This is a genomic window from Catenuloplanes atrovinosus (assembly GCF_031458235.1).
In the GTDB taxonomy this organism is placed as follows: domain Bacteria; phylum Actinomycetota; class Actinomycetes; order Mycobacteriales; family Micromonosporaceae; genus Catenuloplanes; species Catenuloplanes atrovinosus.
In genome coordinates, this window is record NZ_JAVDYB010000001.1 from 5,595,402 (window position 1) to 5,621,277 (window position 25,876).

A 25,876-nucleotide genomic window follows, 5' to 3' on the forward strand; every position below is an offset into this window, starting at 1 on the left:
ACAACCGCCCGGAGCTGCCGTGACGTCCCCCGCCGGCCCGGTCGGCGCGGCGCTGCGCGACTCCGCCCGCATCCGGCCCGCGGACGCCGCGTGGGCGTTCGCGCTGCGCGCCGGGCTCGCGGTCGCCGTACCGATGGTGCTGCTGGTCGCGGCCGGCGAGCCGGCCTGGGCGGCCACGGCCGCGTTCGGCTCGTTCACCGCGCTCTACGCCCGCGACGAGCTCTACCGGCCGCGTGCCCGCCAGCTCGCGCTGGTCGCGCTGGGCCTGGTCGCCGCCGTCGCCGCCGGGACGCTGGCCGCGGTGCTCGGCGGCGCCGCGCCGATCCTGGTGGTGGCGCTGACCGGCGGCGTCGCCACCTGGCTCTGCACCGCCTGCCGGGTCGGCCCGCCGGCCGGCCTGATGTTCGCGTTCGCCGCGGCCGTCGCCAGCGCGCTCCCGGCCACGGCCGGCGCGGTGGGCCGCAACGCCGCACTCGCGGCCGGCGCCGCGGCCTGGGCCTGGCTGGTCGCGATGGCCGGCGCGGCCGTCGACCGGGACGCGCCGCGCCGCCTGGCCGTGGCCCGCGCGCTGCGCGCGGTCGCGGCGCTGGAGGACGTCCCGCCCGGTACGCCCGGCCTGACGGCGCGGCACCGCGCGGCCGTGGCGGTGGAGCGTGCCTGGCGTGCGCTGCCGGCCCGGCCGCCGGCCGGGCCGCGCGGTGCGCTGATCGCGGACCTGGAGGCGCTGGCCGCGCACGCGGAGCTGGCGTTCGCCTCGGTGCACCTTCGGGGTGAGGCGGCGCGGCGCGCGCCCGCCTGGGCCCCGGGCGGCACCGGCGAGCGGGACGGTGCGCCGCCGGTGGACTGGGCCGGGCTGCGCGCGCTGGCCGCGCAGGTGGGCAGGTCCGGGCCGATTCCGCGGATCGGCCGCAGCCGTGCCGAGATCGCGGAGGTGGCCGGCCGGCACCTGGCCGCCGAGCTGGGCCGGCGGCCGGCGTTCCTGCGACCCGATCCGGCCGGCGGCCGGCGGGTGTGGCTGGGCGGCCCGGCGATCCCGGTGGCGGCCCGCGTGGTGCTGGGCGCGCTGCTCGCCGGCGCCGCCGCCACGCTGATGGTCCGCGACGCCGGGCTCGGGCACGGCTACTGGGCCGCGGTCTCCGCCGTCGCGGTGCTCCAGACGCCGAACCTGCTCGGCTCCGTGCACCGCACCGTGCAGCGCGCGGTCGGCACGCTGCTCGGCGTGGCGCTGGCCGCGGTCGCGCTCCTGCTGCTGCCCGGCCCGTGGGCGATCGTGGCCGCGATCGTGCTGCTCCAGGTCGTGGCCGAGCTGCTGGTGGTCCGCAACTACGGGCTGGCGATGATGGCGGTCACGCCGCTGGCGATCCTGGTCGGCGAGCTGGCCCACCCCGCACCCGGCGCCGAGCTGATCCGTGACCGGCTGGTCCAGACCGTGCTGGGCTGCGCGGTCGGGCTGCTCTGCGCCGTGCTGATCCGCAACCGCGCGGCCGTGCGCCACCTGGAGCGGGTCACCGCCGCCTGCCGCGCGGCGGTGACCGAGCTGCGCGACCGCCTGGCCGACCCGGGTGCCGACCCGCTGCCGGCCGCGCGCCGGGTGGCCACGCTGCTCACCGCGGTACGGGAGGCGCACGACGTGGTCTCCGGCGAGCCGGGCCGCACGCCGACGGACGCGGAGATGGTGCTGCGCACCGAGCAGCGCGCCCGGCACGCGCTCACCGCCGCGGCGGCCCGGCTCCGGCCCTGACGCCGGACCGGCCGGTGGCGGAGACCGGCGGCCGGGCGTGCCGATCGAGGCCGGTCGCTGCGGACGCCGCGCTCAGCGGGCGGCCGGCAGCCGGACGGTCACGGTGAGCCCGCCGCCCGGCCGGGCCACCGCCGACGGCCGGCCTGGCGGTCACCGTGGTGATCGGCGGCGTGGCCGGGCTCTACCCCGCGGTGCGCGCGGCCCGGCTGCCACCGACCGAGGCACTCGCCGCGCCGTGAGGCCGTGACCCGAGGGGCGCTCCGGGACCCACGCGGGCCGCAAGCGGCGAAGGGCCTCGGCCGGCTGATGCGCGGCTTCGACGAGCGATGGAGGTCAGGGCGGTGGTGGGAGGGCGCCCACCACCGCCTGAGCACTCAGCGGATCTCGTACGCGCGGATCATGGTCTGGGTGACCGTGTTCCCCGCCCGGTCCGTCGCGGTCGCCCGCAGCGAGACGAAGCCGGCCGCGTCCGGGTGCCGCAGCTGGGCGGCGCCGCCCCTGACCGGCACCCGCTGCCAGGTCTTGCCGTCGTCGAACGACGCCTCCACGGTCAGCGACCGGTTCGGCTCCGCGGCCGAACCCTCCTGCCGGTCGACCCGCAGCGGCACGGAGAACGTCCGGCCCTTCGGCGCCACGCTCTCGTCGTCGACCTGCGGCGTGAACACCACCGCGGACATCGGCAGCGGCACGGGCTTGCCCGGCTCGGTGTGCGCGGACCGGAACGTCCAGGTCGCGGCGAGCGAGGTGGACAGCCGGTTCGGCTCGCCGAGCGTGCTGGTGATCTCCAGCCGGTAGTCCGCGGCCTCCGGCGGCACCATGAACGCGCCGCCGGTGCTCTGCTCCTCGCCGACCAGCTCGCCGTTGCGGTAGAGCGTGGTCACGGACGCGGTCCGCGCGGCGGAGTAGCCCTGCCGGCCCGCGCCGTCGCCGTACAGCGGCGGCGCGGCCAGGATCAGGTCACCGTCGCGGTCGGCCTGCGCGTTCCCCATGTCCGGGAACGACGGCCCGAACACCGCCTTGTTGAACTGCTCGGTGACGGTACGGCCCGGCCGGTAGGCGACCGGCGGCCCGTACTGGAGGTAGTACGGGCTCGGGAGGCCCTCCTCGTCGATGACTCCCTCCTGGAAGTACGACCCCCACTTCACGCCGTGGTCCGCGTTGTAGTACTCGGTCCGGGTGAACGGCAGCGTCCGGTACTCCTGCGGCGCCATGAAGCCGCCGGAGACCGCGTCGTGCCGCGGCGACGCGCCCTTGATGCCCAGGTCCGCGCCGGCGCCCTGCCGGGCGTGCCGCGCGGTGACCGTGGCCAGTTCCTGCGGCCGGACCGCGTGCGAGTAGCCGGTGATCATCGTGTCCTCGATGAGGTACTGGACGTTGTAGCTGAACGGGCTGTCCGTGAACGTGCCGTCCGCGTGCCGTTTCGCGAAGGCGCCGTGTACGGTCGCGTGGAAGCCGTCGTACCTGGTGCCGGGCGCGAGGCTCATGCTGAACAGACGCCCGAACTGGCCCGCGTCCACGGAGTTGCCGTACCCCTCCGGCCACTCCGCTCCGACCTCGGCCAGCACGGCCTCGGCCTGCGCGTTCGGCACGGTCAGCGACACCGGCCGGCCGGCGCGTGCGTCGATCGTCAGCTCCGCGGTCTCGTGCACGTCGAGCAGCGGGTGCGCGCCGAACGTGACGCCGTCGGCGCCCTCGACGGTCGCGGTGAGCGCGTAGCGGCCCTTCGGCAGGCGCACCGGCGCGGTCACCGGCAGGAAGACGTACTGCACGGTCCGCCGGTCCAGGTCGGCGAGCGTGAGGTAGCCGCTGCCGGCCGCCTGGCCCGCCCGGTCCAGCACCCGCGGCGTCACGTCGTAGCTCTCCACCTCGCGGTCCACGCCGAACGGCGTGCGCACCACCAGGTCACCGGCGGTGGCCGTGACGTGCCCGCCGTGGAACCCGTCCGCCATCTCCACGGACGTGTCCGCCGTGACGGTCACCGAGGCGGTGCCGCCGGCCGGCACGGTCACCGACGGCGCGGAGAACGTGATCAGCCCGGCCGGCACGCCCTCCGACACCGCGAGGCCGAACGTGACGTCCGCCGTGCCGGTGTTGCGGTACGTGAGCGTCTGCGTCCGCGGCTCGTCGTCCTGGTGCGGCCACAACTGGATGCCGAAGCTCAGCGCGGCCGGGGACGCCGCCACCGGCTGGGTGACCGCGCGGGCCACGTCGACCCGGCCGCCGCCCTGCGCGCTGACCGGGATCTCCGGGTTCGGCTTCGCGGAGCCGACCAGCGTGGACTTCAGCAGGTCCGCGGTCCAGTCCGGGTGCTGCTGGGCGAGGATCGCGGCCGCGCCGGCCACGTGTGGCGCGGCCATGGACGTGCCGGAGTCGGCGACCTGGCCGCCGGTCCCGGTCTCGGCCGCGACGATGTCCACGCCCGGCGCGGTGATCTCCGGCTTGAGCGCGGAGTCGCCGCGGCGCGGCCCGCGGCTGGAGAAGACGGCGAGGTCCTCGTTGCGGTCGACCGCGCCGACGGTCAGCGCCGCGTCCGCGCTGCCCGGGCTCTCCACGGTGCCGTTCCCGAGGTCACCCGTGTTGCCGGCCGCGATCACGAAGAGCGTGCCGTACTCCTCGGTGAGCGTCTGCACGGCCTCCTCGAGCGGGTCGGTGCCCGGCATGTCGGGGCCGCCGAGGCTCATGTTGATCACATCGGCGCCCTGCTCGGCCGCCCACTGCATGCCGGCCAGGATGCCGGAGTCGGTGCAGCCGTACAGGCCGCAGACCTTGCCGTCGAGCAGCGACGCGCCCGGGGCCACGCCGCGCCGGCCGGCGATCGTGGACGCCACGTGCGTGCCGTGGCCGACCTGGTCGCCCTCGTCCTCGCCGTCGACGAAGCTGCGTCCGCCGGTCACCCGGCCGGCCAGGTCCGGGTGGTCGCGGTCGATGCCGCTGTCGAGCACCGCGACGGTGGCGCCGGTGCCGTCGAATCCGGCCTGCCACGCGGCCGGCGCGCCGATCTGCGGCACGCTGTGCTCCAGCGTGGGCTTGCGGATGCCGTCCAGCCAGACCGTGGGGGCGCCGGCCCGGCGCGCGGCCGGCTCGCCGCCGGTCAGCGACTTCCACGTCTCGCCGCCGCGGTCGGCGCGGATCGCGGACATCCCGCCGGGCAGGGCCCGGGCGGCGCGCGCGTTCCCGACGGCGCCGCGCACGATCAGCGGCAGGTCCGCGCGCCGGTCGTCGTAGCCGAACTCGATCAGCGTGGTCACGTCGAACAGTCGCGGGTCGACCCGGCCGGAGCCGAGCAGCGGCGCCGCGTCGGACGGGATGACGGAGACGCGCCCGTCGTGCCGGGTGGTGGTGAACCGGATGTGCTCGCGGCCGGGGCCGCGCCGCACCTCCAGCCGGGTGCCCGGGTGGACCGTGACGCGGTCGCCGGTGATCAGCGTGACCGAGCGTGCGTTGTCGGGTGAGGTGGCGGGCGCGGCCGTCGCGGTGCCGGGGAGCATGGCGACGACCGCGGTGGATACGGTCAGCGCGGCGATACTTCGCCGGGTTTGTTGTCTCACGCCCGATAGACGCCCGGTCCCGCTCAGCGGTGACATATCTGGATATAGAAATCCGGCTGTCCTATCTGAAGTCCCGGGAGGGCGGCGAGACCGGCGCTTCCATCGCCTCCAGTCGATCCGCGACCAGGTTGATGACGCCCTCGCTCGTCTCCAGTATCCCGCGCACGAGCAGCGCCGAGCTGGTCCGCGCGGCCCGCCGGTACCGCGCCCACAGGCCCGGTGAGCAGGTGACGTTGAGCATGCCGGTCTCGTCCTCCAGGTTGATGAAGGTGACGCCGCCCGCGGTCGCCGGCCGCTGCCGGTGCGTGACGATGCCGCCGGCCAGCACGCGCGTGCCCGCCTCGACCCGCTTGAGCCGCGCGATCGGCACCGCGCCGGCCTCGGTCAACCGGTCGCGGATGAATCGCACCGGGTGGTTCTCCGGGGAGAGGCCGGTGGCCCAGACGTCCGCGTAGAGCCGGTCGATCGCCTCCATGCCGGGCAGCGGCGGGGCCTCGGGCGCGCCCATCGGCAGCCGGTCCGGGCGGTCCTGCACGGCGGCGCCGGCGGCCCAGAGCGCGGCGCGGCGGTCCTCGTACCCGAGCCCGGCGAACGCGTCCGCCGTGGCCAGCGCCTCCAGGTGACCGGCGGACAGCCCCACCCGGCGCGACAGGTCGGAGATGTCCTTGTACGGGCCGTTCTCCCGGCGCTCGGCCTCGATCCGCTCCGCGACCGTGGCGCCCAGCGACCGGACGCTGGACAGCCCCATCCGGACCACCGGGCCACCCAGCCCCCAGGTGTGCGGCGGCGCACCCGCGCCACCCCCGCCCCAGACCGTGCGCGGCGTGGACTCCAGCGTGGCCATCGCGCCGCTTTCGTTGATGTCCGGCCGGCGCACCTCCACGCCGTGCCGCCGCGCGTCGTCGACCAGCGACTGCGGCGAGTAGAAGCCCATCGGCTGCGCGTTCAGCAGCGCGGCGCAGAACGCGGCCGGGTGGTACCGCTTCAGCCACGCGCTCGCGTACACCAGGTAGGCGAAGCTCATCGCGTGGCTCTCCGGGAAGCCGAAGCTGGCGAACGCGGACAGCTTCACGTAGAGGTCGTCGGCCAGCTCGCCGCTGATCCCGCGCTCGGCCATCCCCGCGTACAGCCGGGACTTCAGCCGTTCCATCCGCTCGGCCGAGCGCTTCGAGCCCATCGCGCGCCGCAGCTGGTCGGCCTCGCCCGCGTCGAACCCGGCCACGTCGATCGCCAGCTGCATCAGCTGCTCCTGGAACAGCGGCACGCCCAGCGTCTTCTCCAGCGCGTTCCGCATCAGCCGGTGCGGAAACGTGATCTCCTCCTTGCCGTTCTTGCGCCGGATGTACGGGTGCACCGAGCCGCCCTGGATCGGACCGGGGCGGATCAGCGCCACCTCGATCACCAGGTCGTAGAACTCGCGCGGCTTGAGCCTCGGCAGCGTGGCCATCTGCGCGCGGCTCTCCACCTGGAAGACGCCGATCGAGTCCGCGCGGCACAGCATGTCGTAGACCTCGGGATCGTCCAGCGCCATCGTGCTCAAATCAAGATCAAGTTCAATCAGGTCGTACGCGTAGTGCAGCGCGGACAGCATGCCGAGCCCGAGCAGGTCGAACTTGACCAGGCCCACGCTCGCGCAGTCGTCCTTGTCCCACTGCAGCACGCTGCGGCCGGCCATCCGCCCCCACTCGACCGGGCACACCTCGATCACCGGGCGGTCGCAGATGACCATGCCGCCGGAGTGGATGCCGAGGTGCCGGGGGAACGTCTGCAGCGCGTTCGCGTACTCGACCACGTGCTCCGGGATCTCCTCCACGTCCACCGCCGCGACCGAGCCCCAGCGGTCGATCTGCCGGCTCCACGCGTCCTGCTGGCCGGGCGAGAACCCGAACGCCTTCGCCACGTCCCGCACCGCGGACCGCGGCCGGTACGAGATCACGTTCGCCACCTGGGCCGCGTGCTCCCGTCCGTACCGCTGGTAGACGTACTGGATGACCTCCTCGCGCCGGTCCGACTCGATGTCCACGTCGATGTCCGGCGGGCCGTCCCGCTCCGGCGCCAGGAACCGCTCGAACAGCAGTCGCCAGCGCACCGCGTCCACGTTGGTCACCCAGAGCGCGTAGCAGACCGCGGAGTTCGCCGCCGAGCCCCGCCCCTGGCAGTAGATGTCGTTCCGCCGGCAGAAGTCCACGATGTCGTGCACGATCAGGAAGTACCCGGGAAAGTCGAGCCGCTCGATCATGTCCAGCTCGCGGTGCAGTTGCACGTAGGCGTCCGACGCGGCCTCCGGCGGGCCGTACCGGCGCAGCGCCCCGCGCCAGGTCAGCTCGCGCAGCCAGCTCATCTCCGTGTGCCCGTCCGGCACCGGGAAGTCCGGCAGCTCCGGCGCCACCAGGTTCAGGTCGAACGCGAGGTCCGCCGCGAACTCCACGGTCCGCGCGACCGCGCCCGGGAAGTGCCGGAACCGCGCGGCCATCTCCGCGCCGCTGCGCAGGTGCGCGGTCGCGGCCGCCGGCAGCCAGCCGTCCATCTCGTCCAGGCTGCGCCGGGCCCGCACCGCCGCCAGCGCGGTCGCCAGCCGCCGCCGCCCCGGCACCGCGTAGTGCACGTTGTTCGTCGCCACGGTGGGCAGGCCCCGCTCCGCCGCCAGCCGCGCCAGCGCCTCGTTGCGCACGCCGTCGAACGGGTCGCCGTGGTCGATTAGCTCCACCGCCACGTTGTCCGCGCCGAAGTTGCTCACCAGCCGGTCCAGCTCCCACCGCGCCGCGCCCTCGCCGTCGTACAACAGCGCGGACGGCACCGTCCCCTTCCGGCACCCGGTCAGCACCAGCACGTTCCCGGCCAGCTCCGCCGCCACCCGCTCCAGCGACCCGTAGTCCGGCCGCCCCTTCTCCCCGCCGCGCAGATGCGCCCGGCTGATCGAGGCCGCGAGCCGTGCGTACCCCTCCGGCCCGTGCGCCAGCACCAGCAGGTGCTCGCCGGCCGGGTCCGCCTCCCCGTTCTGCGGGCCCGGCAGGTCCAGCGACAGCTCCGCACCGAAGATCGTGGGCAGCGCCAGCTCCTTCGCCGCCTCCGCGAACCGCACCACGCCGTAGAACCCGTCGTGGTCGGTCACGGCCAGCCCGTGCAGCCCCAGCCGCACCGCCTCCTCCGCCAGTTCCTCCGGGTGACTCGCCCCGTCCAGGAAGCTGAAGTTGGTGTGGCAGTGCAGCTCCGCGTACGCGACCTCGCCCGCGCCGCGCGCGATCCGCTCCGGCGCCTCGTACCCCCGCCGCTTCCGCGTCCACGCCGGCGAGTCACCGCCGTCCGGCTCCACCGCGAGCGGGTCCACCACGTACCCGCCGGACAGCTTCCGCTCCAGCTCCGACCACGGTACGTCCGGATTGTTGAACCCCATCCCGCCCGTCCTTCCGCTCGATGAGCCATTTTCGACCTGGCTTGTGTGGCCGGGCGGCAGGGCGACGCTGGACGGTTCGGGTGCGCCAGGTTGAGAAAAGCTCAGTCATAGAGCGCCTCCACGAACCAGCGACCGCCGGCCAGGGAGAGCAGCAGCGCGGTGCCGCCGTGCAGCGCCACCTGGAAACGCACCCGGCGGTGCGCCTCGGCCGGGGCCCACCAGCGTTCGTCCACCGGCCACGGGCCGGCCCAGCCGATGACGTCCACCGGGTCGCCGCCCTCGGTGAGCAGCCGGGCCGGGGGGCCGCTGAGTTCCAGCCGGCCGCTGACCCGTACCTCCTCGCCGGCCGGGTCGAGCACCCGGGCCCGGCCGGGCGTCACCGGGACCAGCGCCGGGGCCGGGGCCGGCAGGCTACCCGGCCAGCTCGGCCGCGCCCGGCCGCGCTCGGCCCGCCTCGGCCGGGCGGGGACGGCGACGTTCACCACCGCCCACGCCTCCGGGGCGTCGCCGCGACGCAACGGCACCACCTCCGCCAGCCCGGGCCCCACCTCCACGGAAGCCGGCGGGGCGGGGGCCGGCGGCTCGGGGGCGGCGAGGAGCGCGGCCGGGACGGGCTGCGGCGGGGGCTTGCGGGCACGGCGGCGGGCCGGGGCGGGCGCGAGGTCCGGCCCGAGCGGGCCGGAACGCGCGGGAACGCGTTCGTCGCCCCAGGGGACCAGCGTGACGGCGTCGGACGGGGAGCGGCCGCCGGCGAGCACCGGCGTGACCACGGAGTCCGGCCCGAGGAGGCCCTGCACCCGGCTGAGCGCGCGGTGGGCGCGGCGGCGTTCCTCGCCGGTCTCGCCCCAGAGGCCGGGCTGCAGTCCGGCGTGGGCGAGCACGCCGTGCGGGGTGAGCGTGAGGCGGATGATCCCGGAGGTGGGGCGCGCCGGCGCGGGCGGCAGGCCGGCCGCGGAACGGCGGCTGGTCCCGGTCAGCCAGCCGTCGAGCTGCCACCGGACGCGTTCCGCGATGGCGGCCGTGGTGAGCAGGCCGTCGTGGCGCCAGACGCGGTGCAGTTCCTCGCCGCGCTCGGTGACCGCGGTGATGCCGAGCCGGGTGCAGGCCAGGCCGTGCGCCGCGAGCCGGTCGTGCAGGCGCTCGGCCAGCGCGCGGGCGGCGAACGCGGCGACGTCCACCCGCTCCAGCGGCTCCTCGTGGGTGTCCGTCACCTCCAGGTCGGGCGGCGGCTGCCGGACCGCGAGCGGGCGGTGGTCACGGCCGGCCGCGAGGCGGTGCGCCAGCGACGCGTCGAAGCCGAACCGGGCCAGCACGTCGGAGGCGGGCAGCGCGGCGAACGCGCCGAGCGTACGGATGCCGAGCCGGCGCAGCATGTCGGTGAGCTGCGGCCGGTCGAGCGTCTCCACGCCGAGACCGGCCAGGAACTCCGGGGTGCCGCCGGGCGGGACGATGACGCCGCGCCGCGCCGCGAGACCGGCCGCGAACGTGCCGTCGGCGATGCCCGCCTGCGCCTCCACGTCGCAGGACGCGGCGACGTGCTCGACGATGAGCTCGGCGGCCCGCTCCTCACCGCCGAAGTAGCGGGCCGGCCCGCGGGCGGCGAGCGCGGCGGCGCCGGGGCGCAGCACCTCCACACCGGCCGCCTTCTCCTCGATCGCCGCGACGACCGGCTCGAACGCGCGCGCGTCCCGCGCCGTGTCCCACTCCACCACGGTCAGGCCGGGGCAGCGGCTCTCCGCCTCACGTTTGCGCAGCCCGCGGCGTACGCCCTCGGCGCGCGCGGCCTCGCTGCACGCGACCACCCGGTTGGCGTGCAGCACCGCCACCCGGCCGCCCGCGGGCACGCCCTCCGCGATCTCGGCCGCCACCACCGGCCAGTCCGGGCACCACACCAGCAGCGTCCGCAGCGCGTCCCCGTCGCTCATCTCACCGGCGCGATCATGGCGTGACCAGCGCGAGCGGGCCGCGCGGGCCGGTGGCGGGCGGGTCGGCGTCCGCGAGCGCGATCGTGGCGGCGCCCGGGGTGCCGGCGACGACCGCGGTGAAGCGGTCGGAGGCGGACGGGAGCCAGACGCGGATCTCGCGCGGGCGGGCGGCGGCGCCGCGGCCGGTGGCGGAGATGGTGAGCCGGCGGCGGGTGAGGCGGCCGTGCCCGGCGCCCAGGCCGTCCCAGGCACCCCCGGTGACCTGCAACGTGACGTCCGCGCCGGTCCAGGCGCCGTAGGTGACGAGCACGCTGCCGCGCTGCCGGGCCCGGGCCGCGAGCCGGTCGGTGACCACGGTGGAGACGCCGTCCGGCGCGGCGGCGACCACCACGTCGACGCCGTCGATCAGCGCGGCGACCACGGTCGGCCACTCCGGCCCCGGGTACGGCACCAGCGCCAGCCGTTCCAGCACGATCCCGGCCTCCGCGGCCGCGAGCACGCCCAGCGCCGGCACGCCGACCACCGCGCACCAGGACCCGGCCCGGCTCGCCTCGGCGAGCAGCGCCAGCATCAGCGAGGTGCCGCCGCTCGCGGGCCGGGCCGTGTCCACCGCGACCGTGCTGCCCCGCCGCAGCCCGCGATTCGGCAGCAATCCACTCAATTCGGGCGCCACCGGCAACAGGCGGTGCGCGCCGGACTCGTCCATCTCGCTGGCCGGCCGCACCAGCTGTGCCAGGGCAGACCCGAGCACCATCCGGCCCGCCATGTCACCCTCAGCTGTCATTTCGTGTCGTTCCCGGGCCGCACCCCGCCGGCGGCCCGCCATGTCACCCCGTCCGCCCCGCCGGGACCGCCTCCGCCGCACGGGAGCCACCCGCGCGGAGCCGGCCTCGCGTCAGGCGGCGGCCAAACCGTCGAGGGAGGGCTGATGCGCGACGCCGAGCGCCGTCTCGATCACGGCCACAAACTGCTCGGCCGCGCGCAGGAGGTCATCGGCCTCGCGGGCCGTGACCACCCGGGGGATGCCGGCCTCCGCGGCCGCGCGCTTGGACGCGCCGAGCGCGAAGTAGGTCGCCCACTCGCCGAGCTCCGGTGCGACCAACACCAGCAGCTCCCACACGCTGGTCACCCGGTTACGCCGGGACGGTGCGGGGCGGGCGCGGGCCGCGAGCATGGCCGCGGCGGCGCGCAAAGCGGCGAGGTGGGCGGCCGCGTAGCGAAGGCCGTCGGGACGGGTCTGCGCCGCTTCCTCCAGCCCTCGGCGCGCTATCGCCAGCAGTTGGGCGGGAGTGCGGTGCGGCAGCATGTGTGCCGGGACGGTGGGGACCTGGTCCGCGTTGCTCGCCATGAGTCTGACCTCCGGATGGTTGTCGACGCGACCTGCTCGCCTGTCTCACTGCCCGGCCGATGCGCCGGCCGGACGCGCTGCTTCCCCACACCGCATCCGGCCGGCACCCGCGTCGGCTGGTCCGCCGCCCGCCACCCGGGGGTCGAGGGTGTCGGACGGCGGCCCTGCCTGTGCTGCGAACCCGGCTCGCGACTGCCGGGACCGCCGCGGTCTCCGCGGGACCGCGATCGGGATCGGCGCCGCGAATCGCCTCACCCGATCAAGTTAGAACGCTTGTTCTAACTCCTTGAGACAGTACACCCCGGGTACGACAAAAACGCAACGGTGCGGCGGCGCGGCGTCCCGGCCCGTGATCAGGCGTCCGGCGCGGACCGGCGCTCGCGGCGCCCGCGGGCCAGCTCGGTGCCGAGCGCGTCCAGCCGCTGCGTCCAGAAGCGGCGGAAATGCTCCAGCCACGCGTCCACCTCGCGCAGCGGCGCCGGCTCCACCGCGTACAGCCGGCGGGTCCCCTCCGCGCGCACCCGGGCGAAGCCGTGCTCGCGCAGCACCTTCAGGTGCTGGGAGACCGCCGGCTGGCTGATGCCGAACTCGGCCTGCACCACCGCGCCGACCTCGCCGGCCGACCGCTCGCCGTCCGCGAGCAGTTCCAGAATCCGGCGGCGGACCGGGTCGCCCAGGATGTCGAACGCGTGCACGCACCGAAAGTTAGCAAGACGTTCTTATATAAGTCCAGGTTGAAACTCACCCGCCGTCACCGAAGGACGTGCCCGGGAGAACTAGGCTGTGGGGTCCAGGCACCGCGCGGCCCGCCCGCGCGGACACTGACGCACCGTGGGAGACGAGTCATCGTGATCTTGGGTATCGACATCGGCGGTTCCGGCATCAAGGGCGCGCCGGTCGACATCGCGGCCGGCGCGCTGCTGGCGGACCGTTTCCGGGTGGAGACGCCGCAGCCCGCCGACGTCGAGCGGGTGGCCAAGGCGGTCGGCGAGGTGGCCGCGCGGTTCGGCGACACCGACCGGGTCGGCGTGACGTTCCCCGGCGTGGTGGTCCGCGGCGTCACCAAGACCGCGGCGAACGTGGACAAGTCCTGGATCGACGCGGACGCTGCCGGGCTGTTCACCGAGGCGGTCGGCCGCCCGGTCACGGTGCTCAACGACGCGGACGCGGCCGGCGTGGCCGAGATGCGCTTCGGCGCCGGCCGCGGCGTGACCGGGACCGTGCTGATGCTGACGTTCGGCACCGGCATCGGCACCGCGCTGTTCGTCGACGGCACGCTGGTGCCCAACACCGAGCTCGGCCACCTGGAGCTGGACGGCGTGGACGCGGAGACGCGCGCCGCCGACCGCGCCCGCGAGGCCGAGAACCTCTCCTGGCCGGACTGGGCCGCCCGGGTGCAGCGCTACCTGCGGCACATCGACATGCTGCTGCAACCCGGCCTGATCATCATCGGCGGCGGCGTGAGCAAGAAGGCGGAGAAGTTCCTGCCGCTGATCGAGCTGCGCACCCCGGTCGTCCCGGCCCAGCTGCTCAACAACGCGGGCATCATCGGCGCCGCCGCGCTGGCCGCCGAGTCCGTCTGACGGCCCGCGCGCCATGCGGGCCGTCGTCTTCGACGCGTTCGGTGCCCCGCCGGAGGTGCGCGAGGTCGCCGACCCCGCGGTCCCGGCCGGCGGCGCCCTGATCCGGGTCGAGGCCACCGGGCTGTGCCGCAGCGACTGGCACGGCTGGCGCGGGCACGATCCGGGCATCCGGCTGCCGCACGTCCCCGGCCACGAGTTCGCCGGCGTGATCGAGCGGGTCGGCACCGGCGTGACCGGCTGGGCGCCCGGCGACCGGGTGACCGTCCCGTTCGTCTGCGCGTGCGGCCGGTGCGCCGCCTGCCTCGCCGGCGACCAGCAGGTCTGCGAGCGCCAGACGCAGCCCGGCTTCACCCACTGGGGCTCGTTCGCGGAACTGGTCGCGATCGAAAACGCCGAGGTCAACCTGATCCGGCTGCCGGACACGCTGTCGTCCCCCGCCGCCGCCTCGCTGGGCTGCCGGTTCGCCACCGCGTTCCGCGCCGTGGTGACGCAGGGCCGGGTCGCGGCCGGCGAGTGGGTCGCGGTACACGGCTGCGGTGGCGTCGGCCTCTCCGCCGTCATGATCGCGCACGCCGCCGGCGCCCGCGTGGTCGCCGTGGACACCTCGGCCGGGGCCCGCGACCTGGCCCGCCGCCACGGCGCCGACGTCGTGCTGGACGCGTCCTCACTGCCCGGCACGGACGCCGTCGCCGCCGCCATCCGCGACCTGACCGCCGGCGGCGCGCACGTGTCGATCGACGCCGTGGGCAGCGCCGACACCTGCACCGGCTCCATCCGCAGCCTGCGCCGCCGCGGCCGGCACGTGCAGGTCGGCCTGCTACCCGCCGCGACCGGCGCCCCCGCCGTACCGATGGACCTGGTGATCGCCCTCGAACTGGAACTCCGCGGCAGCCACGGCATGGCCGCCCACGCCTATCCCGCGCTCCTCGGCCTGGTCACCTCCGGCGCGCTGCGCCCGGACCTCCTGGTCGCGGACACCCTCGACCTGCCCACGGCCGCGACCGCCCTCACCACACTGGACCGCCCCACGGTCCCCGGCATCCGGCTGGCCGACCCCCGCCCCGCCCCCGCCCCCGCCCCCGCCCCCGCGCCCGCGCCCGCCCCCCACCCGCCGTCGATCTAGGCGGAATTCGCGTGATCCGAGATCGAAGTGCGGGACTCTGCCCTAGATCGACGCGGAGGGGAGGCGTGGAGGGGAGGCGTGGAGGGGAGGGGTGGAGGGGTGGGGGGCTCAGGGGAGTCACAGCGAGGGCTAAGCGGGGGCAGAGACTGCGGGCGCACCGTGAAGGGCATGACCGACGCGATGCACCTCCCAGAGCAGCAGAACACCAGCCCCCAGCGGTACGCACCGAGGCCCGTCGCCACGCTGTCGCCGCTCGGCCTGCCCGCGGCGCCCCCGGCCCCGCCCGCGCTGCCCGCTCCCCCGGCGCCGCCGGTCTACCCGCCGCTGCCCGGTCAGCCATCCGGGAGTGGCGGGCAGCCGTTCGGGAGCAACGGGCGTCCGCGCCGCCGCCGCCGGGGGGCGCTGGCCGCCGCCGCGCTCGCGCTGGCCGTCGCGGCCGGCACCACCGGTGGCGTGATCGGCAACGCGCTCGGCGCGGACGGCGCGGCCAGGACCCCCACGACCGCGTCATCCGGCCTCGCCACCAGCACGAACGCGTCCACGATCACCACGCTCAGCGGCGTGGTGGAGGCGGTCGCGCCCAGCATCGTGACGATCAACATCCAGGGCGCCGCCGGCGCCGCGCTCGGCTCCGGCGTGATCCTCGACCCGGACGGCCTGGTGCTGACGAACAACCACGTGGTCGCGGACGGCGGCACGATCACCGTGGACCTGGCGGACGGGCGCACCGTGCCCGCCACGCTGGTCGGTACGGACGCCACCCACGACCTTGCGGTGATCCAGCTCCAGGGCGTCTCCGGGCTGACCGCGGCCACGCTCGGCGACAGCGACTCCCTGACCGCGGGCCAGACCGTGCTCGCGTTCGGCAGCCCGCTCGGCCTGGAGGGCACGGTCACCTCCGGGATCGTCTCCGCGCTGCACCGCGAGACCACGGAGGACACCGGCGAGCAGACGCCGCAGAGCCCGTTCGGCGGCGTGCGGAACCAGCAGCAGGGCGCCACGCTGACCGACCTGATCCAGACGGACGCGGCGATCAACTCCGGCAACTCCGGCGGCGCGCTGGTCGACACGGCCGGCCGCGTGATCGGCATCAACGTGGCGATCGCCACCACCGGCGATTCCACCGGCAACATCGGCGTGGGCTTCGCCATCCCGATCAACACGGCGAAGACCGTGGTGCAGCAGATCACCGGCGGAGCGGTCTAGCCGGTGCCCGCCTCCCCCTGTCGTACCGGTGCCCATGACGCATATGGTGTGCGGGATGAGCACCAGCATCCCTCCGCGCCGCGCCTGGGTGGAAGAGATCATGGGCATGCCCGTGAGCGTCCACCTGCGCGGCCCGGGAGTGGACTCCGACGAGGTCGCCCAGCACGTGGCGGGCGTCTTCGTGGAGCTGCGGGCCGTGGACGCGATGTTCAATCCGGCGCACGCTGACAGCCAGATCGCCCGGCTCAACCGCGGCGAGATCGACTTTTCCGGCTGCCACCCCGCGATCCGGACCGTGCACGGCCTCTGCGAGGAGGCGCACACCCGGACCGACGGCTTCTTCAACCCCTGGCTGCCCGACCCGGAGGCCAAGGGCGGTTATCGGTACGACCCGTCCGGCCTGGTCAAGGGCTGGGCGGTGCAGCGGATCGCGGACCGTCTGGCCGACCTGGACGGTCACGACCTCTGCCTCAACGCGGGCGGCGACGTGGTGCTGACCACCGTGCCCGGCCACCCGGTCTGGCGGGTCGGCATCGAGGACCCGGCCGAGCCGAACCGGATGCTCCGCGTCTGCGCGATCGCCACCGGCGCGGTCGCCACCGCCGGGGCCGCGCACCGGGGCGGGCTGGTGGTCAATCCGTACACCGGGGCCGACGCCACCGAGCTGCGCTCCGTGACCGTCGCCGGCCCGTCGCTGCTCTGGGCGGACGTGTTCGCGATCGCGGCCGTGGCCCGCGGCGCGGAGGGCCTCGACTGGCTGATGGGCCTGGACGACTACGAGGCGCTGGTGGTGGACGCGGACGGCGACCTGTGCACCACCGGCGGCTGGGACCGGCTGGTGCTCTCCACCAGCGACCCGAATCTCTACACCTCGCAGACTGCCTGACGGTGCTGACCACGCTGCACGTGTGGCGGGTGCCCCGGCGGGCGCTCGGCGGCGTACTGATGCGGATGGCCGTGGATCGCCGCCGGCTGCGCGCGCTGCCCGGCGTCCGCTTCGCGAAGCTGCTCGGCACCGGGACCGGCGCCACCCTGGGCCCGGGTGACGTCGATCTCACCCGCTGGGCCGCGCTCACCGTCTGGGACGACCCGGCGGACGCGGCCCGGTTCGACGCGTCCGCGGTCGGCCGCGGGTGGGCGGGGCTGAGCGCGGCCTCGGCCCGGCTCGACCTGCGCACGCTGCACAGCCGGGGCACGTGGTCCGGTCGTACCCCCTTCGGCTCGGAAAATGGTCTTAAAACGGACGGGCCGGTGCTGGCGCTGACCCGGGCCCGGCTCGCACCCGCCCGCGCGCTCACGTTCTGGCGCGCGATCCCGCCGGTCACCGCCGCGCTGCACGAGGCGGACGGCGTGCTCAGCCGTTTCGGCATCGGCGAGGCACCGATCGGGTGGCAGGGCACCGTCAGCGTGTGGCGGAGCACGGCACATCTCGTGGAATTCGCGTACCGTCACCCGCAGCACCGCGCGGCGATCGCGCGCACCACCACCGCCCGGTGGTACGCGGAGGAGCTCTTCGCCCGCTTCGCGATCCTGGACCTGGCGGGCGACCCCGCGGTGCTGGGCTGGGCGGACGGCGAGAAGGGATGCGGGGGACGATGAGGCTCGTGCCGTGGACGCCGGACGACCTGCTCCGCCGGATCGACGACGTGATCACCGTGTACGGCGAGGCGATGGGCTACCGGGCGGAGCTGCTCGCGGCCCGGCGCGGCTACGTGGCGACGCACGCCCGCCGACCCGGCTTCCGCGCGGTGGCCACGCTGACCACGGACGGGCACGTCGCCGGCTTCGGCTACGGCTACACGTCCGCGACCGGCCAGTGGTGGCACGACCAGGTCCGCAACGCGCTCGCCGACCCCGACCGCAAGATCTGGCTGGACGACTGCTTCGAGGTGGTGGAGCTGCACGTCAGCCCGCCCGCGCAGGGTCACGGCATCGGCGCCCGGCAGCTGCGCGCGCTGCTCACACTGGCCGAGGGCGCCACCACGCTGCTGTCCACGCCGGAGGCGCCGGAGCAGGAGTCGCGCGCCTGGCGGCTGTACCGCCGGTTCGGCTACGTCGACGTGCTGCGCGACTTCTACTTCCCGGGCGACGAGCGCGCGTTCGCGGTGCTCGGCCGCGAGCTGCCGCTGCCCGCCGACCGGCAGCCGTGATACTCCGCTGGCTGCCCCTGAGCCTGCTCGTCCTGGCGCAGATCTGCTACCCGCTGACCGCCGGCGGCACCCGAACCGGGCTGACCGTCGCCACCGTGGTGCTCGGCTTCGCGATCTCGCTGGGGCACGCGGCCGTGACCCGGGGCGCGCGCACCGCGGCGCTGCTGGTGGTGATCGCCGCCGGCGGCGGGTTGCTGGTCGAGGCGACCGGCGTGCACACCGGGTTCCCGTTCGGCGGGTACGCGTACTCCGGCCAGCTCGGCGCGAAGGTGCTCGGCGTACCCGTGATCATCCCGCTGGCCTGGGCCTGGATGGCGTGGCCGGCGTGGCTGGCGGCCGGGCGGGTGGTGTCCCGGCGGGTACCGCGGGTGCTGCTGGCCGGCGCCGGGCTGGCCACCTGGGACCTCTTCCTCGATCCGCAGATGGTGGCGGCCGGGCACTGGTCCTGGCACGACCCCGAGCCGGCGCTGCCCGGCGTGCCGGGGATCCCGCTGACCAACTACCTGGGCTGGCTGCTGGTGGCCGTCGCCATGGCCGCGCTGCTGTCGCTCGCCACCGACCGGGTGGTGACCCGGGCGGACGAGCCGATGTACGCGCTCTACCTCTGGACGTACGGGTCGTCGATCCTGGCCCACGCGGTCTTCCTCGGCCTGCCCGCGTCCGCGGTGTGGGGCGGCCTGGGCATGGCGGTCCTGGCGGTCCCGCTGGCGGTCACGCTGCTGCGCGCCCGGCGATCCACCGGGGCCCCGGCCGGCGTGCCCGCCGCCCGCTGAGCCGGCCGATGCCCGACCCACTGCTCGCGTTCGCCGCCGCGCAGGCCGTCACGGCCGGCGCGCTCACGCTGCACACGCTGGTCAACGCGCGGCTGCTGCACCGCGCCGCGCCGGTGGAGACGTTCGGCGAGCCGGTCGCGGTGCTGCTCCCGCTGCGCGACGAGGCGGACCGGGTCGAGCCCTGCCTGCGCGCGCTGCTCACCCAGCGCGGCGTCGCCGAGATCGTCGTGCTCGACGACGGCTCCACCGACGGCACCGCCGACGTGGTCCGCGCGATCGCCGGCGACGACCCGCGCGTGCGGCTGCTCACCGGAGCGTCCCCGCCGCCCGGCTGGCGCGGCAAGCCGCACGCCTGCCACCGCCTGGCCGCCGCCACGGACACGCCGGTCATCGTGTTCATCGACGCGGACGTGGTGCTGACGCACCCGCACGCGATCACCGGCGTCGCCGCGCTGCTGCGCGCGCTCGGCACGGACCTGCTCAGCCCGTACCCCCGGCTGGACGCGGTGACCGCGGGCGAGCGCCTGGTCCAGCCGCTGCTGCAGTGGACCTGGCTGACGTTCCTGCCGCTGCGCGCGATGGAGCGCTCGCACCGCCCGTCGCTGGCCGCGGCCGGCGGTCAGCTCCTGGTCGCGGACGCCGCCGCCTACCACCGGGCCGGCGGCCACGCGGCCGTGCGCGCGGAGATCCTCGAGGACATCGCGCTGGCCCGCGCCGTCAAGCGCGCCGGCGGCCGGATCGCGGTGGCGGACGGCACGCCGATCGCCCGGTGCCGGATGTACACCGGCTGGCGTGAGCTGGCCGACGGGTACGGCAAGTCGCTCTGGTCCTCGCTCGGGCCGCTGCCCGCGGCCGTACCGGTGCTGGCGTTCCTGCTGTTCTGTTACACGCTGCCGCCGCTGACCGCGCTGCTCGCCGCGCTCACCGGACACGCCGCCGCGGCCGGGCTGGCGCTGCTCGGCACGCTGGCCGGCGTGCTCGGGCGGGTGCGGTCCGCGCGCGCGACCGGTGGCCGGGCCTGGCCGGACGCGCTCGCCCACCCGGTCTCGGTGGTGCTGCTGGCCTGGCTCACGCTCCGCTCCCACCACCTGCGCCGCCGGGGGCGGCTGAGCTGGCGCGGCCGTACCGTCGGCTGAACGCGCCGTGGCCGCCGTCCGGGCGATGCCCTATAAAGAGCAGGTGACGGCGGTAGCGGTGATCGGAGCGGGGGTCGGCGGCTTGGCGGCCGCGGCCCGGCTGGCAGCGGCGGGCCACTCCGTCACCATCTATGAGCGGGCCGACACGGTCGGCGGGAAGCTGGCCCGGTACGCGCGGGACGGTTTCACGTTCGACACCGGCCCGAGCCTGTTCACGCTGCCGCAGGTCTTCGCGGAGTTGTTCGCCGACCTCGGCACGTCACTGGAGCGGCACCTCGATCTGGTGAAGCTGGACCCGATCGTGCGGCACCGCTTCCCGGACGGCTCCACGCTGGACTCCTGCGCCGATCCGGCCGCGTTCGCCACCCGGATCGGCGTCGCGTTCGGCGCGCGGGCGGCCGAGGACTGGTCGCGGCTGTGGGCCCGCGCCGCACGCGTCTGGGAGGCCTCCTGGCGCGACGTGCTGCGCCGGCCGCTGGACGGCCCGGCCGACCTGGCCCGGCTCGCCTGGCACGTCCGCGACCTGGCCGCGATCGCGCCCGGCCGGACGCTGCGCGGCCTCGGTGAGGAGTACCTGCACGACCCGCGGCTGCGCATGCTGCTCGACCGGTACGCCACCTACGCCGGCGCCGACCCGCGCCGGGCCCCGGCCGCGCTGGTCGCGGTCCCGTACGCGGAGCTGGCCTTCGGCGGCTGGTACCTCCGCGGCGGCCTGGGCCGGCTGGCCGACGCGCTGCTCTCCCTCTGCCTGGACCTGGGCGTGGTGGTGGAGACCGGCGCGACCGTGACCGGGATCGAGGCGACCGGCGGCCGGGTGCAGGCGATCCGGGTGCGCGGCGGGCGCGGCACCGGCCGGCGCGTGCCGGTGAGCACCGTGGTGGCGAACGTGGACGCGCTCACGCTCTACCGGGACCTGCTGCCGTCGCCGCGCCGGCTGGCCGCGCTGTCCGACCGCAGCCTGGCCGGCTTCGTGCTGCTGATGGGCGTGCGCGGCCGGACCGGCCTGGCACACCACACCGTCTTCTTCCCGCGCGACTACGACGCGGAGTTCGACGCGGTCTTCGGCGACCCGGGCCGCGGCGTCCCGGCCCGCCCGCCCGCGGACCCGACCGTGTTCGTGACCGTCGCCGACGACCCGGCCGCCCGCCCGGACGGGCACGAGGCGTGGTTCGTGCTGGTCAACGCGCCCCGGCAGGGCACCGCGCTGGACGCGGTGGACTGGCTGCGGCCCGGCCTGGCGGACGCGTACGCGGACCGGGTCCTGGACCTGCTGGCCGCGCGCGGCGTGGACGTGCGCGACCGGCTGGTGTTCCGGGAGGTGCGCACGCCCGCGGACCTGGCCGCGTCCGCGCACGCGCCGGGCGGCGCGATCTACGGCACCGCGAACCACGCGCTGCTCCGCCCGGCGAACCGCGGCCCGGTCGACGGCCTGCACCTGGTCGGCGGCTCCACGCACCCGGGCGGCGGGCTGCCGATGGTCGTGCTGTCCGCGCGGATCGCGGCGGACCGGATCGGCCCGGCCTGACGCGCCCGGCCGGTCATCGGCCCGACAGCGACAGCGCGTACTCCGGGAACCAGGCGCCGGCCGGCGGGTCGCCGCGGTCGCACTCGCCGTCGGACTCGCCCGGCCGCTTGACCCAGAGCAGCGCGTCCAGCCGCGGCACGCCGGTGTCCGTGGTCGGGCTCGCGCCGATCGCGCGGCCGGGCGGGTTGCACCAGCGGGCCACGCCCGTGGCGCGGTGCGGGCCGTTGCCGTTACGGCTGGTGTCGATCACGAAGTGCGCGCCGCCGAGCGCCTCGGAGAGCCGGGTGCCGTACGCGACAGACGCCTCCGTGGTCTCGAAGTTGGACACGTTGAGCGCGAACCCGGCCGCGCGGTCGATCCCGGCGGCGCGCAGCGCGTCCGCGAGCCGGGCGTGGTCGGCGATCCAGCTCGCGTTGCCCGCGTCCAGGTAGACGTGCGCCCGCGGGTTCGCGGCGAACGCGCCGACCGCGGCGGCGAGCAGCGCGTACCGCTCCGCGGGCGGGCCGGCGCAGCCGTCGACGGCCTGCGCGACCGCGTCGGGTTCCAGCACGATCAGCACCGGCTCGCCGGCGAGCGCGCCCGCGAGCGCACCGATCCAGGCCCGGTACTCGTCCGCGCCGGACGCGCCGCCCGCGGAGAACGACCCGCAGTCCCGGCCGGGGATGTGGTAGACCGCGATCACCGGCATGCGCCCGGCCGCGCGCGCGTCCGCGACCAGCGTCGCCGCGCGGGTGGCGGTGTCCGGCGCGGCGCCGGTGAACCAGACCGCGGTGGGCTGCTCGCCGATGTGCCGGATCGCGGCCGCGTCCTCGGCCCGGCCGCCGGCCGCGTACGCGTCGGCCTGCCGGGTGGCCACGTTCGGCGCGGAGACGAAGAACGAGACGCCGGCCAGCGGGTTCACCGGCGGCGCGGGGTCGTCGGCGGGCGTGCAGGCGGCCGGCCCGAGCAGGGCGGCGGCCAGCAGGCCGGCGGCGATCCGGCGCATCCGCGCGCTCCGTCCCATCCGGGTCAGACCAGTGCGCGGCGCACCACGGCCAGCAACTGGCACAGGCCGTAGCCGGCGAAGAGCACCCAGACGATCACGGCGAGCGTGGCGGTGCCGGCCGCGAGCTCCGCGGTGATCAGGCCGCCGGCGCCGGTGAGCAGCAGGCCGACCAGCGCCACCGAGACGCGGCTGGGCCGCTCGCCGACCGTGACCGCGCCGATGTCGCGCATGCCGGCGACCGTGGCCCGGGCCCGCACGTACTCGTGCAGCCAGGAGAGCCCGCCCGCGACCACGACCAGCCAGCCGAACGCGCCGGCCGCCCAGAACGCGCCCAGCCAGCAGGCCTCGCCGAGCCGGTCGGCGACCGAGTCGTAGAGGTGGCCGATCCGGGAGGCGCGCCCGGACGTGACCGCGACCGCGCCGTCCACACTGTCCGCCACGCCGGCCAGCAGCACCAGCAGCGCGGCGGTCAGCGGCCCGGCGGCCCGGTCGGCGAGCACGGCCAGCGGCACGCAGGCGCAGATCAGCAGCCCGGCGACGGTGACGGCGGTGGGCGGCACACCGAGCCGGCCGAGCGGGCGACCCAACACGTACGCCAGGCGCAGCCAGCCGCGCACCGGGAGGGAGGCACGCCGCGGGTCGAAGCCACCGTGCAGCCCCGCCCATGCCGTCGCGTACTCGTCCCAGGTCATGCGCGCGTCACCCCTGCACTGTATCGGCTGGGCGGGCCGGTTCCGGCGCTCACGCCGGGTGAACCGGCGGTCGGCCACCCGACAGCCGGGCCAGCACCGTCGCGGTGCCGCCGAGCCGGTCGCGCAGCGCGGGCGAGAGGTAGAGCGACTCCACCGTGGGCAGCCGGCGGCCGTTCAGCGTGGCCTGCGCGGACGGCCCGGCCGGCACGGCCAGTGCCAGAAGATCCAGATCCGGGGGTACGGCCGGGCCGTACCGCTTCGGTCCGGTGCTGCCGTCGTAGGAGAGCAGGAACGACACGCCCGCGCCGACCGCCTCGCGGAGCGCCGCGTAGAACTCGTCCCGGTCCAGGCCGCGCATGTAACGGTGGTCCCGGCTGGCGGAGACGCCCTGGTAGGGCGGGTCCAGGTAGACCACGTCCGCGGGCCGGGCCCCGGTCAGCGGCGCCCGGTAGTCGCCGGCCGCGACGTCCGCGCCGGCCAGCGCGCGCGAGGTGGCCCGGATCCGCGCGCGCATCAGCGACGGCCGCGCGCCGAGCCGCCGCCGGTCCGCCGCCTGGTTGAACTCGCCCAGCCGGTTGTAGCGCACCGACGCCTTCACGCACCGGGCCAGCAGGTAGAGCAGCAGGTGCGGCGCGTGCCCGGCGTTGAAGTCGTCCCGGGCCCGGCGGTAGAACGCGGCCGGGTCCGGCCGCTGCGCCTCCCACAGCGCCGCGTAGTCGTCGGCGAGCGCGTCCGGCTCGTCCAGAATCCGCCGCCAGAGCGCGATCAGCGGCTCGTTGACGTCCCGCAGCCGAACCCGGCGCGGGATGCCGAGGTGGCAGGCGGCGATCGAGACGGCGGCGGACCCGGCGAACGGCTCGATCAGGTCCGCGGTCCCCTCCGGCAGCAACGGCACGATCGCGTGGGCCAGCACCCGCTTGCTCCCCTGGTACGGGATCGCGTGCGGCACACCACGCAGAGCAGCCATCCGAGGAGCAGCCGGTAACGGGATCACGGACGCAGTCTGCCCCACGCCGCCACCCCCGCAGAACCGTCGTACCCCCAGCGTATAAACCACGCACGGACGCACCCCACCACCACGTGCGTCCCCGCAGCGGTCCCCGGCCCTCCGCGACGGGCCGGCCCGGTGCGGCCGAGCCCGGGCAGCCGCCCGGGTGGGGGTCGGCTCCATCGGTTCTCGTCCGGCAAGGGAGTGTGCACATGTCCACGTTCCATCCCCCGCCCGCCGACCGCCCGTTGGGCGCGCTGCTCACCGCGCTGCGCCTCCGCCGCGGCTGGAGTCAGGAGCGGGTCGCGGAGCGGCTCTGCGCCGCGTCCGGCCTGCACACGGTCACCCGTCACGAGGTCAGTCGCTGGGAGCGCGAGGAGCGCGTCCCCGGCGGGTTCTGGCGCCGCTGGCTGGCCGCCGTGCTCGAGGCCGACCCGGCCGAGCTGACCCGCTCCGCCGCCGCGGCCCGGCACGCGCTGCCCGGCGAGCCCGGCCCGGCCGTCCCCGGCACGACCGGCGCCGGCGCGCGCCCCGCGCCCGGCGCGCCCGCGGAGACCGCCCGCCTGCGCCGGGCCGCGCACGCCTGGCTGGCCGCGCCGTCCGGTGCGGACCTGCCGGCCGCGCGCGCCGCGCCGCTGCTGGCCCGGCAACTGCTCCACCTGGCCGGCACGCTGCCGGCCGATCCCGCCTGCGCCGGCCCCGCCTCGCTGCCCGGCCTGCGCCGGATGGACGACCTGGTCGGCGGCGCGGACCTGGCCGCGCCGCTGGCCCGCCGCCTGGCCGTCACGCACGCCGAGCCCGCGCGGGCCGTGCCGGCCGGGCTGACCGCGGTCGCCGAGGGCGCGCAGCTGCTCGGCTGGGTGGCCGCGGATGCGGGCCGGTGGCGCACGGCCGTCGCGGCGCACCGGGTGGCGCTCCAGGCCGCGCACGCGGCCGGCGCCCGGCCGCTCGCCGGTTACGTGCTGGCCTCCGCGAGCCACCTGCTCACCGAGGCCGGCGACCCGGCCACCGGCCTGCTGCTGGCCCGCACCGCGTGGTCCGGCGCGGCCGGCTGCGGCAGCGCCACCGGCCGCGCGCTGCTGCTCCACCGCACCGCGCTGGCCTGCGCGGTCTCCGGCCGCCGCCGCGAGGCCGACACCGCGCTCGGCGCCGCCCGGCGCGCCGCCGACCGCGCCGACCCGCACCACGACCCCGCCTGGCTCTACTGGCTGACCCCGGAGGAGCTGGACGGCATGGCCGGTCGCTGCCTGGCCGCGCTGGGCCGCCCGATGCGGGCGGTGGCACCGCTGCGCCGGGCCGCCCGGTCCGCGTCCGGCCCGCGCACCGCCGCGCTGCACCGCGCCTGGCTGGCCCGGGCGTTCGCGGACGGCGGCGACGTGGAGCGGGCCTGCGCGGCCGGCAGCGCCGCGCTGCACGACGCGATCCGGGCCGGCTCGGTCCGCGCCGCCACGCAGGTCCGCCGCCTGCAGACCCGGCTGCGCGCGCACGCGGACCACCCGGCGGCCCGGTGGCACCGCGAGGAGTTCGCGGCCGCCCGGCGTTACCTCGCGGACGCCCGGCTCGCCGCCCCGGTGGCGTGACGCCACCGCGCCGTCACGGTGGGCGGTCCGCACCCGCTGCGGGCCGCCCACCGGCCCGGCCGGCGCCGGCGCGGCCGGCCGGGCCGCGGCGAGGCCCGGCCGCCGCCCGGCCGCACGCCGGCGCAGGCGCTAGTGTCTGCTGGTGACCAGCACCGTTCCCCCGGTCGACCGCCACGGAC

20 protein-coding genes are annotated in these 25,876 nt (G+C 76.4%); 11 read left to right on the plus strand and 9 right to left on the minus strand.

The features are described from left to right. Nucleotides 1-19: 19 nt before the first annotated feature. Nucleotides 20-1,741: an FUSC family protein gene (locus J2S41_RS24740; protein ID WP_310370953.1), complete on the plus strand. Its 1,722-nt coding sequence runs from the start codon at nucleotides 20-22 to the stop codon at nucleotides 1,739-1,741. Between the two features lie 374 nt (nucleotides 1,742-2,115). On the opposite strand, the gene J2S41_RS24745 is transcribed toward J2S41_RS24740, so the two are convergent. The 6 genes from J2S41_RS24745 to J2S41_RS24770 all read right to left on the minus strand — a co-directional run bounded on the left by J2S41_RS24745 (nucleotide 2,116) and on the right by J2S41_RS24770 (nucleotide 12,651). Next, on the minus strand, nucleotides 2,116-5,289 hold the full coding sequence (locus J2S41_RS24745) for a S8 family serine peptidase (protein ID WP_310370954.1): 3,174 nt from the start codon (nucleotides 5,287-5,289) through the stop codon (nucleotides 2,116-2,118). A 61-nt stretch (nucleotides 5,290-5,350) separates the two neighbouring features. Continuing rightward, on the minus strand, nucleotides 5,351-8,683 hold the full coding sequence (locus J2S41_RS24750) for an error-prone DNA polymerase (protein WP_310370956.1): 3,333 nt from the start codon (nucleotides 8,681-8,683) through the stop codon (nucleotides 5,351-5,353). A gap of 101 nt (nucleotides 8,684-8,784) precedes the next feature. Then, nucleotides 8,785-10,608 (minus strand): DNA polymerase Y family protein, encoded by a 1,824-nt coding sequence (locus tag J2S41_RS24755; protein ID WP_310370958.1) that lies wholly within the window; start codon nucleotides 10,606-10,608, stop codon nucleotides 8,785-8,787. A 13-nt stretch (nucleotides 10,609-10,621) separates the two neighbouring features. Then, on the minus strand, nucleotides 10,622-11,374 hold the full coding sequence (gene imuA', locus J2S41_RS24760) for a DnaE2-dependent mutagenesis accessory factor ImuA' (RefSeq protein WP_310376510.1): 753 nt from the start codon (nucleotides 11,372-11,374) through the stop codon (nucleotides 10,622-10,624). A 129-nt stretch (nucleotides 11,375-11,503) separates the two neighbouring features. Beyond that, nucleotides 11,504-11,956 carry an SAV_6107 family HEPN domain-containing protein gene (locus J2S41_RS24765; RefSeq protein WP_310370960.1) on the minus strand — a complete coding sequence of 151 codons (453 nt, stop codon included), beginning with the start codon at nucleotides 11,954-11,956 and terminating at the stop codon, nucleotides 11,504-11,506. A gap of 353 nt (nucleotides 11,957-12,309) precedes the next feature. After that, nucleotides 12,310-12,651 (minus strand): ArsR/SmtB family transcription factor, encoded by a 342-nt coding sequence (locus J2S41_RS24770; RefSeq protein ID WP_310370961.1) that lies wholly within the window; start codon nucleotides 12,649-12,651, stop codon nucleotides 12,310-12,312. Between the two features lie 153 nt (nucleotides 12,652-12,804). On the opposite strand from J2S41_RS24770, the gene ppgK reads away from it, so the two are divergent. From ppgK to J2S41_RS24815, 9 genes are all read left to right on the plus strand, one after another. Further along, the gene (ppgK, locus tag J2S41_RS24775) at nucleotides 12,805-13,539 is read left to right on the plus strand and encodes a polyphosphate--glucose phosphotransferase (protein ID WP_310370963.1); all 735 of its coding nucleotides are present in this window, start codon (nucleotides 12,805-12,807) and stop codon (nucleotides 13,537-13,539) included. 13 nt (nucleotides 13,540-13,552) lie between these two features. Continuing rightward, nucleotides 13,553-14,662 (plus strand): zinc-dependent alcohol dehydrogenase family protein, encoded by a 1,110-nt coding sequence (locus tag J2S41_RS24780; protein WP_310370965.1) that lies wholly within the window; start codon nucleotides 13,553-13,555, stop codon nucleotides 14,660-14,662. 168 nt (nucleotides 14,663-14,830) lie between these two features. Further along, nucleotides 14,831-15,868 (plus strand): S1C family serine protease, encoded by a 1,038-nt coding sequence (locus tag J2S41_RS24785; protein WP_310370967.1) that lies wholly within the window; start codon nucleotides 14,831-14,833, stop codon nucleotides 15,866-15,868. 55 nt (nucleotides 15,869-15,923) lie between these two features. After that, nucleotides 15,924-16,754, plus strand: coding sequence for an FAD:protein FMN transferase (locus J2S41_RS24790; RefSeq protein ID WP_310370971.1), 831 nt, complete (start codon nucleotides 15,924-15,926; stop codon nucleotides 16,752-16,754). A 59-nt stretch (nucleotides 16,755-16,813) separates the two neighbouring features. Next, nucleotides 16,814-17,467 (plus strand): monooxygenase, encoded by a 654-nt coding sequence (locus J2S41_RS24795; protein WP_310376511.1) that lies wholly within the window; start codon nucleotides 16,814-16,816, stop codon nucleotides 17,465-17,467. Next, nucleotides 17,464-18,018, plus strand: a complete 555-nt coding sequence (locus J2S41_RS24800) for a GNAT family N-acetyltransferase (protein WP_310370973.1) — start codon at nucleotides 17,464-17,466, stop codon at nucleotides 18,016-18,018. Before J2S41_RS24795 ends, J2S41_RS24800 begins: the two co-directional genes overlap by 4 nt. Then, nucleotides 18,015-18,791, plus strand: a complete 777-nt coding sequence (locus J2S41_RS24805) for a carotenoid biosynthesis protein (protein WP_310370974.1) — start codon at nucleotides 18,015-18,017, stop codon at nucleotides 18,789-18,791. The genes J2S41_RS24800 and J2S41_RS24805 overlap by 4 nt, the downstream gene beginning before the upstream one ends. A gap of 8 nt (nucleotides 18,792-18,799) precedes the next feature. Then, the gene (locus J2S41_RS24810) at nucleotides 18,800-19,927 is read left to right on the plus strand and encodes a glycosyltransferase family 2 protein (RefSeq protein ID WP_310370976.1); all 1,128 of its coding nucleotides are present in this window, start codon (nucleotides 18,800-18,802) and stop codon (nucleotides 19,925-19,927) included. A gap of 25 nt (nucleotides 19,928-19,952) precedes the next feature. Beyond that, the gene (locus tag J2S41_RS24815; RefSeq protein ID WP_374728158.1) at nucleotides 19,953-21,452 is read left to right on the plus strand and encodes a phytoene desaturase family protein; all 1,500 of its coding nucleotides are present in this window, start codon (nucleotides 19,953-19,955) and stop codon (nucleotides 21,450-21,452) included. A gap of 13 nt (nucleotides 21,453-21,465) precedes the next feature. Here J2S41_RS24815 and J2S41_RS24820 read toward each other — a convergent pair whose 3' ends face one another. From J2S41_RS24820 to J2S41_RS24830, 3 genes are read right to left on the minus strand one after another with little or no spacing between them, the layout of a single operon-like run. Further along, complete coding sequence (locus J2S41_RS24820) at nucleotides 21,466-22,437, minus strand: glycoside hydrolase family 6 protein (protein WP_310370979.1); 972 nt, start codon at nucleotides 22,435-22,437, stop codon at nucleotides 21,466-21,468. A gap of 23 nt (nucleotides 22,438-22,460) precedes the next feature. Next, entirely contained in the window at nucleotides 22,461-23,129 is a 669-nt protein-coding gene (locus J2S41_RS24825; protein WP_310370980.1) for a CDP-alcohol phosphatidyltransferase family protein, read from the minus strand. 49 nt (nucleotides 23,130-23,178) lie between these two features. Next, on the minus strand, nucleotides 23,179-24,096 hold the full coding sequence (locus tag J2S41_RS24830) for a DNA adenine methylase (protein WP_310370982.1): 918 nt from the start codon (nucleotides 24,094-24,096) through the stop codon (nucleotides 23,179-23,181). Nucleotides 24,097-24,329: 233 nt separating this feature from the next. Here J2S41_RS24830 and J2S41_RS24835 point away from each other — a divergent pair, with 233 nt between their 5' ends. Next, on the plus strand, nucleotides 24,330-25,697 hold the full coding sequence (locus J2S41_RS24835) for a helix-turn-helix domain-containing protein (RefSeq protein ID WP_310370984.1): 1,368 nt from the start codon (nucleotides 24,330-24,332) through the stop codon (nucleotides 25,695-25,697). Nucleotides 25,698-25,876: the final 179 nt, after the last annotated feature.